Below are 14973 nucleotides of genomic sequence, written 5' to 3'. Positions count from 1 at the left end.
TTGCTCCTTAAAGTGCCTGAATGCGGGCCCAGACGCGATCGTCTACCGGGATGCCATCGCGTTGATTTTCGGCGCGGACGTGCGGGAAGCGGTGGCCCGGCAAGCGAATGGCGACCTCTGGGTTATCACGCTCGGCGCTGGTCACGTAATCCATAATGCGCTGCAGCTTTTCATCACGGGTTTTGCCGTCGATCAGGCGGTCGATCTCAATGGCGATAAACACCTGCGAAATGCCGTATTCATCGTGGTTATCTTCGGTAACTTCAGCGACCGATGAACCGCCAGAGAGCAGGGTAGCGATCATATCCAGCACTATCGACAGCGCAGACCCCTTCCAATAGCCCATCGGCAAGATACGCCGATTTTCTTCGATGGTAGCCGGATCGCGCGTCAGGTTACCGTCGTTATCGAAACCTCCGTCTACCGCCAGTTTTTTGCCCGCAAGGCGATTCATTTCCAACGCGCCGTAGGAGAACATCGACATCGACATATCTACCATGGTGATCGGGTTACTCGGCACGGCGACGATCAGCGGGTTAGTGCCGATGCGGCACTCTTTAGCCCCCCAAGGTGGCATGACGGCGATCGAGTTGGTCCAGCAAATGCCGATATAGCCTTGCTCTGCCGCTTGCCAGCCGTAACCTCCGCCACGCATCCAGTGGTTGGCATTACGCAATGCTACCAGGCCAATCCCGTGTTGATCCGCTAACTGCATAGCGCGATCCATCATCTTGCGGGCGGTCAGGTTGCCAATGCCCTGATGGGCATCCCACTGTTCGATTGCGCCTAACGAAAGCAGCTTGCTCGGTTCGGCGTCAGGCACGATATCACCTGCGTCCAACTGCTGAATAAAGCGTGGGAAGCGGTTGACCCCGTGGGAATAGACGCCGCTTTCGGTGGTATCGGCAAACAGAGTGGCACACTCATCCGCCGTCGGTTCCGCCACTCCCCGTGCCAGCAACACGCGTTTGAATTGCTGTTTTAACTCGGTATAGCTCACTCTCATACTACTGCTCCCCTATGGCGAATCGAATGTTTTGTGTTCTTTTAATTTCAATATGCGAAATTGCATTTCAAATAAATGCTATACCCCTGTTGGGACGAAGTCAAAGCTGGAGTGTAGGAAATTATCTCGTAAAAACAGATGGTTAAATTAACCTGACGATTATGTGATCGGCAACACAGTTTGAGGGGGTTGGCGTGCTACAGACGTGACGAAGCAGGGAGAGGTAAACTCCCCCTGCGTGATGATCAGCCCATGATTACCCGTGGGTATTCAGGACAATGCGGTACAACGATGTGGTGGCAGTAATGTAGAGCTCATTGCCTTCTGGCCCGCCGAAGGTGCAGTTGGAAACGCACTCCGGTACCGGAATTTTGCCAATTTGCTCCCCACGCGGATTAAAGATAATCACGCCGTCGGCACAGCTGCAAAACAGATTACCGGCGCTATCCAGGCAAAAGCCATCTGGGATCCCCGGTGTGACCTGAGCGAAATGCCTGCCAGCCTTTAACTCCCGCCCTTCAACCTGATACACCCGCAGCTCGCGACGCCCAAGGGTAGGAAAGTCAATAATCGACATATCCGCCACGTACAGCAGGCTTTCATCCGGCGAGAAAGCCAGGCCGTTGGGCCGTTGCAGATCGCTGGCGGCAATGTTCAGCGAGCCATCACGGGGATCGTAGCAATACAGATAACAGCCGATCACCTGGCTTTCAGACTTGTAGCCCTCTTCATCGCCGATGATGCCGTACGGCGGATCGGTAAACCATAATGTACCGTCGGAACGCACCACGATGTCATTCGGTGAGTTGAAACGCTTGCCGTCCACCCGGTCGACCAGCAGTTGGACACTGCCGTCGTGTTCGGTGCGGCTGATACCCCGCCGCCCATGTTCACAGCTGATGACACGCCCCTCGGCATCGCGGGCATTACCGTTGGCATAGTTGGATGCAGCACGCCATACGCTGAGCTCGCCATTGCGTTCCCAACGGAACATGCGGTTGCCTTTTACATCGCTGAATACCACTGCATCCTGTTGCGGCAGCCATACCGGGCCTTCAGCCCAGACGGCGGGGGAACACAAACGTTCCAGTTGTTGTTCGATCATCTCAACCTCCCGATCACTTCACGCCCCAAATGGTTTTGTAATGTCCCTGATAGTCATTTTGAGGGTCGTACATATTATTCGGGCCACCGTCATTGGCGATGTTCTCGCGGGTGACCAGATGGGCCGGAGTCACGTAACCGGAAGGTGCCTGCTTGGCGAAGGCACGGTTAAACTCATCCAACAACTGCCAGCCGTGCAGCTTCAGCGGCTCGGGCACGGTGGCAGACTGGCTGTCACCGGAACGAATGCGTTGATAGGCAGAAATGGAGCCGTCACCGGCTGAGATATTAAACGGCGCATTGCTGCCGCCTTTACCGGCTGTTTTCAGCGCCGGGGCCATAAAATCGAAATACAGATCGTTGATCGCCAGTGCGTACTGGAACTTGTCACCGTATTTCTGCAACAGGCTGAAGGTCATGGCTGGCATACGGCTGGCGGTGTCTGCCAGCGGGGTGTCGATAAACTCTACCAGTTTACAGCCGCTGCATTTAGCCACTTCCTCTTTCATCACGTTGGCTTTGTCCAGAGCGATTTGGTACAGCGAATCGGTAAAGATCAGCACGTTGGCCTGCCCATCGGACTTCACTACCGCATATTGTGCGGCGATGCGCGCTACCTCGTTGGAATCGGAAGTGACGTTATAGAACACATCGTATTTGGCGATGGGGCCAGGCTCTGGCACAGCATGCCAGGCTGTCAGAACGATCCCCTGAGCCACCGCCTTTTTCAGCGGGATTTTAGCCACGTTAGGGTTCCAGCCGCCGATCACGATCCCGTCTGGCTTTTGGGCAATGGCCTGATTCAGCGACGACAGTTGGTCTTTAACCGAGCCGCCACCGTCCAGCGTTTCCAACTGCCAGCCTGCCACCTTGGCCGCTTCGCTCAGCCCTTGCTGCACTCCCTGCACGCCGCCGTTCTTCATGTCGGAGGCAATAAAGATGATTTTCTTGTTCGCCTGCAGCTGCGGCCCGCTGGTAGGGCCATCCCATTGGGTACTGCTGGCCGTGGCTTTGGCTACCGCGGCCGTAGCCTGATCGAGATAGGCATCTGCCCAGGCCGGTGAGGTGGCCAACAGCAGAGTGGTGATCCCGGGCAAAATCCAACAATGTTTCATGGCTGTGCTCCTGATTAAGGATTGATCGCATTTTGGTTGTTGTTGTCGGCAGATGCCGCCTGACTGCGTTGTACTGCTTTCTGATTGAGTAACCGACGGCGTTGGGCATAGCCCGCCAGCGTGATGGACAGCAGCAGCGTGGCGCCGTTGAATAACGGTTCGACCCAGAACTCCCCACCAAACTGCTGGATCCCCGCGATGCCGATCGCCAGAATGGCAATGCCGACCACGGTGCCCCAGACGTTCACCCGCCCTGGGCGAATAGTGGTACTACCGAGGAATGCGCCCACCAAGGCGGGTAACAGATAATCCATCCCGACGCTGGCCTGGCCTACGCCCTGTTCGGCAGCGATCAGCACGCCGCTAAAACCGGTGAGCACGCTCGAGGCGATAAAGGCGCCAATGGTAAAGCGATTGACCGAAATACCGTTGAGCCGCGCCGCAGCCGGATTGCCGCCTACCGCATACATGCAGCGGCCCAGCGGGGTGTGTTCGGTGATCAGCCACAGGATGACGGCGACGATCAGCACGTAAAAGGCCACAATCGGGATCCCGGCAATTTCGGTGTGATGCAAGGCGATAAAGGCGTCAGGCAAGTCGCCGACAATCTGCCGCCCGCCGGAGTGCCACAGCGCCACCGCATACAGCACGGTGCCTGAACCCAGGGTGGCCACGAAGCTGTCGATATCCGCCAGCGCCACCAGGATGCCGTTAAGCAGGCCGTATAGCGCGGAAATGACCAGCACGGTCAGCACCGCCATCTGCCAGGAGAAGCCATATTCCACCTGCAAGGTGATCGCCAGGATGTGCCACAGCACGATACCGAAACCGACGTTCAGGTCGATCTTGCCGACGATCATCGGAATGGTAGCCGCCAGCGCCAGCAGGGCGATCTTGGCCTTGCTGGAGAGGATCGCCTGTACCGTCAGCATCGAGGCGAACGACGGCGTGGTGAGTGAGAAGACGATCACCAGTGCAATACACAGCAGCAGCAGGCCGTAGCGGGTGATGATTTGCATCAGCCATGGGCCAAGGCCGTCCTGCCCCAGGCTGACACGCTGCTCCAGCGCCGTTGATTTGACGGACGTTTTATTCGACATGGTATTCCTCCACAACGGCTTCCCCGGCGCTGGCAGAGGCCAGCTCCAATAAATTGGCGAACGAGACCTGCTGGTTCTTCAACTCGCCCATCACTTTCCCCCGGTTAAACACCAGGGCGCGGTTACAGATATGCGCGATCTCTTCAAAATCGTTGGAGATCACCAATACCGCCACGCCGGCTGCCAGGGATTTATTTAACAGATGATAGATTTCGGCGCGGGCACCCACGTCAACCCCGGCGGTGGGGTCTTCCAGGATCAGCAACGGTGCCGCAAGATGCATCCAGCGGGCCATCACCACTTTTTGCTGATTGCCGCCGGACAGGGCGCTGATATCGATATTGACGTCCTTTGGCCGCACGTCGAACAGTTGTACCTTCCACCAACTGGCACCGATTTCGGCGCGGCGGCTATAGCGCGAGAACAGCTTATGGCCGCTGGCACAGGGGTTGATAAACAGGTTTTCCCGTACGCTCATCGACATCACCAGGCTTTCGCCGGTGCGATCGCCTGCAACCAGAGACACGCCACATGCCATTGCCTGCTGTGGGGTGCTGGCGGAGTAAGGTTTATCGCGGAACTCGATTTCGCCGCTGTCTCGCTGGCGCAGGCCGAACAGCAGGCGGCCAATCTCTTCCTGACCAGCACCGCGCAGCCCGGCAAGAGCGAGCATTTCACCCGGCTGCAATTCGAAGCTGACCGGGCCGATATCCCCGACGCTGACGTTATGCAGTTGCAACACCGGTGGCTGGTGCTGCGGCAGCGGTTCACGCTGATCTTCCGCCATCGCTTCACCCACGATCATCTGCACCAGATCGCGCAGGGAATAGTCGGCGGTGTTGCCTCCGGCAACGTAGCGGCCATCACGCATCACGCAAACCCGATCGGCAATTTCAATCACTTCATCCAGGCGATGGGTGACGTAAATCATGCCGACCTTTTTGGCGCGTAGACGGTTGATCACCGCAAACAGGTGGCGTACGTCGTTGGCGGGTAGGGAAGCGGTGGGCTCATCAAGCACCAGCAGTTCAGCATTCACCGCCACCGCTCTGGCAATGGCCAGCAACGATTTCTCCGTGCGGGAAAGCTCAAATACGCGTGCGTCTGGGTCCAGGGCAATCCCAACGTCCTGCAAGGCTTCCAGCGCACGGCGGCGAATGGCACGCCAGTCGATCAGCCCGAAACGGCGGGGAAATCCCATTACCAGCGCCATGTTCTCCGCTACCGTCATCCATTCAATCAGGCCCAGATCCTGATGGATAAAGGCAATCGGCTGGCGGCTATCACTTTTAATCGCCGCGGCCGAGGCAATGCTGTTACCTTGAAAGTGGATGTCACCGCCATCGCGCGGATACACTCCGGCCAGGACTTTGATCAACGTAGATTTACCTGCGCCGTTTTCTCCTAGCAGCGCCAGCACTTCGCCGGGCATCACCTGCAGGCTGACGTCGTTAACTGCGATGTTGCCGCCAAAACGCTTGACGATATGGCTGAGCGTAAGAATGGGTTGATCCGCATTGCCTTGAGTCATTGTGATGCGCCCCTGTGTCGGTTCGCGCAATTAGCGCGATGCCAATAAGTAAACCGCTGCTGTTTAAAACAACCCTAAATTTCATTATGCGAAATCAGATTTCAAAAATGATATGCCTAACGTCGTGCTAAAGCAAAGCCGGGACGGTTTTAATTCTCTTTAATAAACAATGGATTATTTTTAATTTTGTCAATTTGTGACGCACAACTCACTTATAAGGTTACCGGAATGTTGCGGGTTTTAACCCTGTTACTGAAAATGATACGGCGTTCCAACTTCACCTGATGCGGCCCATGGAGTAACATTCTCCTCCAGTAGGTCCGCTTCTTACGCCGTGGCAACGGCTGGCGGCTCAACAATGGAGAGACTTCGCTATGAGCCTGAAAGCTGTTGACGAAAAAGATGACAAAAAAGATAAACCCCTTGGCAGCCAAAGCCTGTTTCGTGGTTTGCAGCTGATTGAAATATTGAGCAATTTCCCTAATGGCTGCCCGCTGGCACACCTGTCCGAGCTGGCAGAGATGAACAAAAGCACCGTGCATCGCCTGTTACAAGGGCTGCATACCAGCGGTTATGTTACGCAGGCGCCTTCCCCAGGCAGTTACCGCCTGACCACCAAATTCATTTCTATTGGTCAAAAGGCGCTTTCTTCACTGAATATTATCCATGTCGCTGCGCCGCATTTGGAGCAGTTGAACCTGGAAGTGGGGGAAACGGTCAACTTCTCCAGCCGGGAAGACGATCACGTGATCTTGATCTACAAGCTGGAACCGACCACCGGCATGATGCGTACCCGCGCCTATATCGGCCAACATATGCCGCTGTATTGTTCGGCGATGGGTAAAATTTTCATGGCCTATGGCAAGAGCGACTATCCGGATCACTATTGGCAAACCCACCAGCAGGAGATCCAGGTGCTGACGCGTAACACCATTACCGAATTGCCGAAGATGTATGAGGAGTTGGCGGATATCCGCAAGCAGGGCGTGGCGATGGATCGCGAAGAAAATGAGCTGGGCGTGTCCTGTATTGCTGCCCCGGTGTTCGATATTCAGCAGCGGGTGCCTTATTCCGTTTCGGTTTCGCTGCCTACGGCCAAGCTGCAACAGGTTGGCGTGCAGTCGTTGATGAAACCGCTGCTGGAGACAACGCGGCGCATCTCTCAGGAGTTGGGGTTTGTGACGCAGGGGTGATTTTGCTTAACAAGACAGATCCCAGACGGAATTTGTGCTTAATTTAACAAGATTTGCGCAACATTTGTGCAATCCAACACATCAGATCACAAAAAAGGGACACAATGAGTTATCTTATGTCCCGATTTCATCCCTTTAACGGATCCTAGACCCATATGATTATCAAACCTAAGGTTCGCGGCTTTATCTGCACCACCACTCATCCGGTCGGTTGTGAAGCCAATGTTCGTCGTCAGATTGCCTACACCAAGGCGCAGGGCAAGATTGCCAATGGCCCTAAACGTGTGCTGGTGATCGGTGCATCTACCGGTTATGGTCTGGCTTCCCGTATTGCCACCGCCTTTGGCAGCGACGCCGCCACCATCGGCGTATTCTTCGAGAAAGCGGGCAGCGAAAGCAAAACCGCCACCGCTGGCTGGTACAACTCGGCCGCTTTTGACAAAGCCGCTAAAGAAGCTGGCCTGTACGCGAAAAGCGTCAATGGTGATGCTTTCTCCAACGAATGCCGCGCCAAGGTAATTGAGCTGATCAAAGCCGACCTGGGCCAGATCGATTTGGTGGTTTACTCGCTGGCTTCGCCGGTGCGTAAAATGCCAGATACTGGCGAAGTAGTGCGTTCCGCGCTGAAGCCAATCGGTGAGGTTTACACCACCACCGCTATCGACACCAACAAAGACCAAATCATCACCGCCACTGTTGAACCGGCGAGTGAAGAAGAAATCCAGAACACCATCACCGTGATGGGCGGCCAGGATTGGGAACTGTGGATGTCGGCGCTGGAAGAAGCGGGCGTGCTGGCCGAAGGGGCCAAGTCTGTTGCCTACTCTTATATCGGTACCGACCTGACCTGGCCAATCTACTGGCACGGTACTTTGGGCCGCGCCAAAGAAGATTTGGATCGTGCAGCAACCGCTATCCGTGGCGATCTGGCTGCCAAGGGCGGCACCGCACACGTTGCCGTGCTGAAATCCGTGGTCACCCAGGCTTCTTCAGCCATTCCGGTAATGCCGCTGTATATCTCCATGGCTTTCAAGATCATGAAAGAGAAGGGCATCCACGAAGGCTGCATGGAACAGGTTTCTCGTTTGATGCACACCCGTCTGTACGGCGAAGAGATGCCGCTGGACGATCATGCCCGTATCCGTATGGATGACTGGGAACTGCGTGATGATGTGCAGCAGGCCTGCCGCGATCTGTGGCCGTCAATCACTTCGGAAAACCTGAGTGAACTGACCGACTACACCGGCTACAAGCAGGAGTTCCTGCGCCTGTTCGGTTTTGGTCTGGAAGAAGTGGACTATGACGCGGACGTTAATCCAGACGTGCGTTTCGATGTGGTAGAGCTTTAATTTCTACCCCTAGAATGTAAAACAGGGCCCGATTGGGCCCTGTTTGTTTTTATAACGTACCGAAATCAATCCTCATCGTCGTGCTCGTCGTCTTCATCCATTACGATCGGGCAGTCGAAGTCATCCGGTTTGAGCACCAGCAGGTCACATTTCAGATGGTCGATCACCTGTTCCGCGGTATTGCCGATAAACGCGGCAGAAATACCGGTGCGCCCCAAGCTACCTAACACCACTACGCCCGCTTGCAAATGCTCGGCCAAATCCGGGATCACTTCCTCCGGCAGGCCTTTCTCCACGTGGGTGAATTCTTCGTTGATGTGGAATTTCTGCCTTAACGCCTTCATGGCGATCAGATGCTGTCCGCGGATCGCGTCGTTATAGATGCTGGGGTCAAAATCGGGCAGTTCGATGGCGATGTTGATTGGGGTGACTGGGTAGGCACCCACCAGGTGCACTTCGGTTTGATTGACGTTTTGCGCCAGCTCGAGCGTTTCCTTCACCAGCCGGATATTGAGTGGGTCATGATAAGGTTCTTCGCTGGATAGATTAACCGCCACCAACGCTTTACCTCCTTCTGGCCAAGGTTGGTCTTTGACCATCCACACCGGGCAAGGACATTTGCGCAGCAGATGCCAGTCTGTCGGGGTGAAAATCACCGACTCCAGTCTGTCGTGCTGATGGGCCATTTTCAGCAGTAAATCATGGTTGCCGCTCAGCACTTCCTGAATGATCGCCTCATAGGGCCGATTGTGCCATACCACTTTGATTTCAATGGGGACACCGTCTTCAAGATAGAAGCGGCATTGCTCTTTAATCCACGCCGCCCGTTGGCTGATCACCCCTTGCCGCATTGCCGTTCTTTCGTCAGGGGAAAGCAGGGTGGTCATTTCGTAAGAGAAATCATAGATAGGAAGGAAGGCCTTAATCCGCCCACCGTTCCGCTTGATCAGGTAAACTGCCCGGCGCAGTGCCGGTTGATCGTCCTGATTGGGGTCAATAGCCACCAGTAGATTCTGATACTTCGCCATAGGGCCTCCTTACAGCTGTAGATCAACAGTCTGTTCACATACAGAGTAACCCAACATTGAAAAACAGAACAGCGGCAGAGGGGGGCTAGGCCAACAATTTCAGCGAATTATTGGCCCAGTAGGGGTCAGGCGCTTACGGAGACGTTGATGCGTGCGGCACCCGCCAGTTGTGACAGGGCGTCTGCGTTTTCGATGGTGATGTATTTGCCTTTCACGCTGAGGATTTCGCTTTTCTGGAAACGCCCCAACAGGCGGCTGATGGTTTCCACCGTCAGGCCCAGATAGTTGCCGATATCACCACGGGTCATGGTCAAACGGAACTCACGCGGTGAGAAGCCACGTTCGGCAAAGCGGTGCGACAGGTTATACACGAAAGCGGCCAGGCGCTCTTCGGCGTTCTTCTTCGACAGCAGCAGGATCATATCCTGGTCACCTTTGATCTCACCGCTCATCAAACGCATGATTTGTTGGCGCAGATTAGGCATTTTGCCCGAGAGGTCGTCCAGCGTTTCAAACGGGATTTCACAGACCATGGACGTTTCCAGCGCCTGAGCAAAGCTTGGGTGCTTCAGGCCACCGATGGCGTCAAAGCCTACCAGATCGCCCGCCAGGTGGAAGCCAGTAATTTGTTCGTCACCCTGTTCGGTGATGGTGTAGCTTTTGATGGTCCCGGAGCGGATGGCATACAGTGATTTCAGTTCGTCACCGGCTTTAAACAGCGTTTGGCCTTTCTGGATCGGCTTTTTCCTCTCGATGATGTTGTCGAGTTGGTCCAGCTCATGCGTATTCAGCGTAAAAGGAATACACAATTGGCTGATGCTACAGTCTTGGCAATGGATCGCACAACCACCAGACTGGATACGACGAATCACGCGTTTTTCCGGGATCATAGATTAAGCTCACGCAATAATTGATATGAGTCAATTTTAACATCTTTTGCGGCAGGTGATAAGTACAGCAAGAACAACAATGGCGACATTTTGTGTCTTTTTTAAACAGGTCTCTTGCTCATCATTCCGTAGCATACTGATGTTTAGTGATTTATTGACTTCGGAAAAGCCTGGCTGATATTGACTAAAACCATATGAAAAACGAATAAATCTCGCATTATCATCGGCTTTCTGCGATTAGTCTTATCGATTGTGGGGGCATTAATGGGCGAATAGCTTTCATCCGTGATGGTAACGTAGGTTAACGAGTAAATATTTCTACACAAAGCTGTGTGGTGAATGAGCCCGTCAGTTGTGACGGAACTGTGCAGGAGCGAACGGGCGCAGCATGCTGCGCCCAGCTTTAAAATCAGGCACTATTTTTAGCCAAAGCATCATTAGCCGGAACATAGCGCGGGACGTTGTTATGTCCTGGCTGGTCGACTTTGACGATCAGCGTCAACACCGCCGCCACCAGATACAAACCGGTATATACCCACACCACGCCTTCGATATCAAAGAAGGGCAGCACTATAGAGGCGATGGCCGGGGCCGCGAAGTTGCTCAGGCCAGCGGAAAGGTTATAGATCGAGATGGCTGCACCTTTATGGTTGGGTTCCAGCACCGGGAATACTGCGGTCATGGGGACGAAGGCCGCAACGGTGATCCCAAGCATGACTGCTGGCACCAGCGCGATCCAGAAGTTATGGCCAAAATGTACCGGCAGGTAGTAAAACGCCAGGCTGGAGATGGCGCAACCGATGCAGCCAAACCAGCGCACCTGGCGCAGCCAACCGATTTTCTCCCCCAGAATGCCCCACATAATGTTGGTGAAGATGGTGACAAAGAAGAACACCGCCCAAATTTGCAGCCACTCTGACATGCTAAAGCCCAGCCGGCCTACATACAGCATCGGCATAATCACCGCAAAGCCAAACAGCGACAGCGTGTTGATGATACGGATCAGGCAGGAGAGGAAGATATTGCGGTTGGTGAACAGGATCGTCACCGCGCGGGAAAGCTCTTTGAGTTTCTCCTGCGGTGACAGATCGGCCTTGGGGCTGGCCTCACCCACGTTGCGCAGCAGGAACATCGCCATCAAGCCACCGGCCGCCACCCATGCAATGGCAAACCACAGGGTGCCGGTTTCGCCCATCAACGGAATGGTAAAGCTGGGCAGATAGCTGCCGACACAGCCGATGCCGATCGAATACATTGCCCAGAACCAGCCCATCGCGGAAGAGAGTTGCTGCTTAGGGACGTTCTGTACCACCAACATCACAAACGAATAGATAAACAGCGGATAGGCCAGGCCACGAATGCCGTAAAACAGCAACATCAGCGGGTAGTTACGCATCCCAAGGCCAAACAGCATAAACAGCACGTGCATCACCAGCCACAGGATAAAACCGATGCGCATTGCCTTTTGTGGCGTGATGATTTCGGCCACCACGCCGGAGCTCCAGGCCGCCAGCGCCGCTGCCAGTCCATACACGGTAAACACCAGCGCCGACTGTGCCGGAGTGAACCCCATATCGGTGATGTGTTTAGACAGAAAAGCCATCTCAAAGCCGTCGCCGCTCATGAAAATGGCGATGGCGATGTAGCCCCAGAACAGGTTCATCGGCAGGCCGAACCAGTGTTTATGTGTTTGTGGCATAACAAACTCCAGGATAGGTGTAAGGGTACAGTCTTATTATTTTTTACCGCGCCGGGATCATGCCCGGCGCAGGTTCAATTGTTGTTGATAGAGCTGACGGTAGGTGGCAAGACGTTCCGCGAGCAGAGGTTGGCGTTCACCGTCGGGCAAGTAGCGCCGATCGATGGCGGGTTTGTGGCAAACCTGATCCACCGTTCCACCCGCTGCCAGCCATCCCAACCGCGCCGCGCCCAAAGCGCCACCGGCTTCTCCGCCAAGATGGGTGACCACCGGCAGATCGAGCACGTCAGCCATCAGTTGCGCCCAATGCTCGCTACGAGCGCCGCCGCCAATCAGTGAGCATTGATCCAGCCGGGTTCCGGCTTGCGAAAGTACGTCCAGGCCGTCCGCCATGCCGAATGCCACGCCTTCCAGCACCGCATAGCCCATTGCCGCACGCTGATGGCTGTGGGTCAGGCCGTGGAACGCCCCGGTCGCCAGCGGATCGTTGTGCGGCGTCCGTTCACCGGACAGGTAGGGCAGAAAGACCGGGGCCAGGCGCTGTTCCGCCAGGTTCATCTGGGCGATTTCGGCCAACAGCGTGGGTTCATTGCTGCCCACCAGTTGGCAGAACCAGCGCAGGGCACTGGCGGCGGTAAGCATCACGCTCATCTGATGCCAACGTTCAGGCAGGGCATGGCAAAACGCATGGACGGCGGATTGTGGATTGGGGCGGAAGCGATCGTTAACGGCGAACAGCACGCCGGACGTCCCCAGCGAGATAAACGCGTCGCCTGGATTAACCGCGCCAATGCCCACCGCGCTGGCTGCGTTATCTCCACCGCCACCGGCGATAATAATATTGTCAGCAAGGCCCCAGGAGCGGGCAATATCGCCTTTCAACTGGCCGGAGATATCGCTGCCTTCTACCAGACGTGGCATTTGATCGCGGTTGAGGCCACAGGTGGCAAGCAAGGAATCTGACCAGTCCCGCTTGCCGACGTCGAGCCACAGCGTACCTGCCGCGTCCGACATATCCGAAACCTTGTCGCCACTCATCATCCAGCGCAGGAAGTCCTTGGGCAGCAGCACGGTGGCGATTTGCGCGAAGATATCTGGTTCATGCTTGGCAACCCATAATAGCTTGGGTGCGGTGAAACCCGGCATCGCCAGGTTACCGGCAACGTCATGCAACTCTGGTGCGTTCTGCGTCAACTGTTTACATTGTTCGGCGCTGCGAGTGTCATTCCATAAAATCGCCGGGCGCAAAACCTGATTATCACGGTTGAGCAGTACCGCACCGTGCATCTGGCCGGAAAGCCCCAGCGAGCGGATCTGCGGCCATTGGTGTGGAATTTTGGCGCGTAAACGGCTCACCACTGCCTGCGTTGCTCGCCACCAATCGGCCGGATCCTGCTCTGCCCAGTGAGGATGCGGACGTTGTACTTCCAGCGGTTCACCGGCGCTGGCGATCAGAGTGCCGTGGTCATCAATCACCACGGCTTTGATTTCTGAGGTGCCTAAATCGAGTCCTAGATACATGGTTCGCTCCCTTTATTGCGCCAGCCAGTGGTTAACCCGATCGATGGATTGGCGCAGCAGTTGGCTAAAGGCACTGCTGTGAGCCAAGGTGCTGAACAATTTCTCATCTGAGGCAAATACTGCCACCGGATCGGCCGCTTCGAACATCTGGTGGACTGCGGCGGCGTCCAGAATGCCGTCCTGATATTCATAAGGCAGTTGGTCTTGGTGCCAGCGCTGCATAAAGACAAAGAACAGAGCAGGCAGCATGGCCGTGGCTTTCGGCTCCTGACCGCGCTGATAACACTCTTGCAGCGTTGGGGTAATGAAACCGGGGATTTTGGAAAAACCGTCGGCGGCGACGCGCTGGTTGGTATCGCGAATATAGGGGTTGATAAAGCGTTCCAGAACCACGTCACGGTAGGCGGCCAAGTCGAGCGGGCTAGGCGTCAGGGACGGGATCACGTCCTGGGTCACATAGTCATAAGCCAACTTGTGGATGGCCGGGGTGCCGGTGCTTTCATGAATAAAGCTTTGGCCAATCAGCGTGCCAGCCCAGGCAATACAGCTATGGCTGGCGTTGAGGATGCGGATCTTGGCTTCTTCATAGGGCAGCACTGATTCAACCATTTCGACGCCGACGTTCTCTAATGCTGGCCGTCCGTTGATGAAATCATCTTCGATCACCCATTGGATAAAGGCTTCGCCCATCACTGGCGCACGATCCTGGAAGCCGGTGGCTTCGGCAACGCGCTCGGCAACTTCCGGCGCTGGCCGTGGCGTGATGCGGTCAACCATGGTATTGGGGCAGCGGGTGTGGCTATCGATCCAGGCGATCAGCTCTGGCTCTTTGCGCAGTTGCAGGAACTGCATCAGGCCGTGACGGAAGCGTTCACCGTTATGGCGCAGGTTATCGCAGTTCAATAACGTGACAGTGTCACCGTTGAGCTGCTTTCTGCGCGACAACAGCTGTGCCATGGTGCCGTAAATGGTGCGGCAGGCGCCCAGCAGATCGGCCTGAATATCGGCGTTAGCACGATCCAGGTTGAACTGGTTATCCAGATAATAGCCACCTTCGGTGACGGTGAAGGAAATGACGCGGGTTTCTGGTTTGGCCCCCTGTTCGGTCAACGCGGCCAGTTCGTTATCCCAGGGAATGACCTTACTGATGGAGGTAATGGTTTCATACTGGCGTACGCCCTGTGGAGTGACGGTCTCCAGCACGTATTGGCCTTGTTGCTCAGCCAGCGTATCCAGTAACGGCGTGGCGTCATCGCGAATGTTGGCAAGCGCAATTGACCAGCGGCTATCGCCCGCTGCAATCAGCCGGTGTAGATACCACGCCTGATGAGCTCGATGGAAAGATCCGGCGCCGATATGCAGCCAAATGGCCTGAGAAGAGTTCACGGGTTTGCTCATAAGGTTCTCCACTAAAGGTTATTGTAGGGCAATAGCCCT

The 14973-nt window shown here is 55.4% G+C and carries 12 protein-coding genes; 2 read left to right on the top strand and 10 right to left on the bottom strand.

What is annotated here, in order from left to right:
* Positions 1-7 precede the first annotated feature (7 nt).
* The 5 genes from yiaK to N6G83_RS34730 all read right to left on the bottom strand — a co-directional run bounded on the left by yiaK (position 8) and on the right by N6G83_RS34730 (position 5856).
* Positions 8-1006: a 3-dehydro-L-gulonate 2-dehydrogenase gene (yiaK, locus tag N6G83_RS34750; RefSeq protein ID WP_024530149.1), complete on the bottom strand. Its 999-nt coding sequence runs from the start codon at positions 1004-1006 to the stop codon at positions 8-10.
* A gap of 256 nt (positions 1007-1262) precedes the next feature.
* A complete protein-coding gene (locus N6G83_RS34745; protein ID WP_074029132.1) occupies positions 1263-2111 on the bottom strand; it encodes an SMP-30/gluconolactonase/LRE family protein in 849 nt (282 codons plus the stop codon).
* A 13-nt stretch (positions 2112-2124) separates the two neighbouring features.
* A complete protein-coding gene (locus N6G83_RS34740) occupies positions 2125-3225 on the bottom strand; it encodes a substrate-binding domain-containing protein (RefSeq protein ID WP_024530148.1) in 1101 nt (366 codons plus the stop codon).
* 14 nt (positions 3226-3239) lie between these two features.
* Positions 3240-4325, bottom strand: coding sequence for an ABC transporter permease (locus N6G83_RS34735; protein WP_074029130.1), 1086 nt, complete (start codon positions 4323-4325; stop codon positions 3240-3242).
* On the bottom strand, positions 4315-5856 hold the full coding sequence (locus tag N6G83_RS34730; RefSeq protein WP_211134622.1) for a sugar ABC transporter ATP-binding protein: 1542 nt from the start codon (positions 5854-5856) through the stop codon (positions 4315-4317). Before N6G83_RS34730 ends, N6G83_RS34735 begins: the two co-directional genes overlap by 11 nt.
* A gap of 374 nt (positions 5857-6230) precedes the next feature.
* Between N6G83_RS34730 and N6G83_RS34725 the strand changes: the two genes are divergently transcribed.
* A complete protein-coding gene (locus N6G83_RS34725) occupies positions 6231-7049 on the top strand; it encodes an IclR family transcriptional regulator (RefSeq protein ID WP_024530145.1) in 819 nt (272 codons plus the stop codon).
* A 155-nt stretch (positions 7050-7204) separates the two neighbouring features.
* Positions 7205-8398: an enoyl-ACP reductase FabV gene (fabV, locus tag N6G83_RS34720; RefSeq protein WP_021177880.1), complete on the top strand. Its 1194-nt coding sequence runs from the start codon at positions 7205-7207 to the stop codon at positions 8396-8398.
* A 65-nt stretch (positions 8399-8463) separates the two neighbouring features.
* On the opposite strand, the gene uspE is transcribed toward fabV, so the two are convergent.
* The 5 genes from uspE to dalD form a co-directional block, all read right to left on the bottom strand.
* On the bottom strand, positions 8464-9426 hold the full coding sequence (gene uspE, locus N6G83_RS34715; protein WP_024530144.1) for a universal stress protein UspE: 963 nt from the start codon (positions 9424-9426) through the stop codon (positions 8464-8466).
* Between the two features lie 125 nt (positions 9427-9551).
* Entirely contained in the window at positions 9552-10316 is a 765-nt protein-coding gene (locus tag N6G83_RS34710) for an FNR family transcription factor (protein WP_021177882.1), read from the bottom strand.
* 409 nt (positions 10317-10725) lie between these two features.
* Positions 10726-12015: an MFS transporter gene (locus N6G83_RS34705; RefSeq protein WP_024486037.1), complete on the bottom strand. Its 1290-nt coding sequence runs from the start codon at positions 12013-12015 to the stop codon at positions 10726-10728.
* 57 nt (positions 12016-12072) lie between these two features.
* The gene (gene xylB / locus N6G83_RS34700) at positions 12073-13536 is read right to left on the bottom strand and encodes a xylulokinase (protein WP_260524109.1); all 1464 of its coding nucleotides are present in this window, start codon (positions 13534-13536) and stop codon (positions 12073-12075) included.
* A 12-nt stretch (positions 13537-13548) separates the two neighbouring features.
* Positions 13549-14934, bottom strand: coding sequence for a D-arabinitol 4-dehydrogenase (dalD, locus tag N6G83_RS34695; protein WP_211135767.1), 1386 nt, complete (start codon positions 14932-14934; stop codon positions 13549-13551).
* Positions 14935-14973 lie beyond the last annotated feature (39 nt).

It is taken from the genome of Serratia sp. PL7, from assembly GCF_945957435.1.
The sequence above is the reverse complement of the archived record's forward strand: the minus strand, read 5'-3'. Positions and strand labels throughout refer to the sequence as shown.

Bases quoted from the DNA above. Each gene is read 5' to 3' on its own strand.
- yiaK (WP_024530149.1), bottom strand. From the start codon at position 1,006: ATGAGAGTGAGCTATACCGAGTTAAAACAGCAATTCAAACGCGTGTTG.
- N6G83_RS34725 (WP_024530145.1), top strand. From the start codon at position 6,231: ATGAGCCTGAAAGCTGTTGACGAAAAAGATGACAAAAAAGATAAACCC.
- N6G83_RS34740 (WP_024530148.1), bottom strand. From the start codon at position 3,225: ATGAAACATTGTTGGATTTTGCCCGGGATCACCACTCTGCTGTTGGCC.
- N6G83_RS34730 (WP_211134622.1), bottom strand. From the start codon at position 5,856: ATGACTCAAGGCAATGCGGATCAACCCATTCTTACGCTCAGCCATATC.
- N6G83_RS34710 (WP_021177882.1), bottom strand. From the start codon at position 10,316: ATGATCCCGGAAAAACGCGTGATTCGTCGTATCCAGTCTGGTGGTTGT.
- N6G83_RS34705 (WP_024486037.1), bottom strand. From the start codon at position 12,015: ATGCCACAAACACATAAACACTGGTTCGGCCTGCCGATGAACCTGTTC.
- xylB (WP_260524109.1), bottom strand. From the start codon at position 13,536: ATGTATCTAGGACTCGATTTAGGCACCTCAGAAATCAAAGCCGTGGTG.
- uspE (WP_024530144.1), bottom strand. From the start codon at position 9,426: ATGGCGAAGTATCAGAATCTACTGGTGGCTATTGACCCCAATCAGGAC.
- N6G83_RS34735 (WP_074029130.1), bottom strand. From the start codon at position 4,325: ATGTCGAATAAAACGTCCGTCAAATCAACGGCGCTGGAGCAGCGTGTC.
- dalD (WP_211135767.1), bottom strand. From the start codon at position 14,934: ATGAGCAAACCCGTGAACTCTTCTCAGGCCATTTGGCTGCATATCGGC.
- N6G83_RS34745 (WP_074029132.1), bottom strand. From the start codon at position 2,111: ATGATCGAACAACAACTGGAACGTTTGTGTTCCCCCGCCGTCTGGGCT.
- fabV (WP_021177880.1), top strand. From the start codon at position 7,205: ATGATTATCAAACCTAAGGTTCGCGGCTTTATCTGCACCACCACTCAT.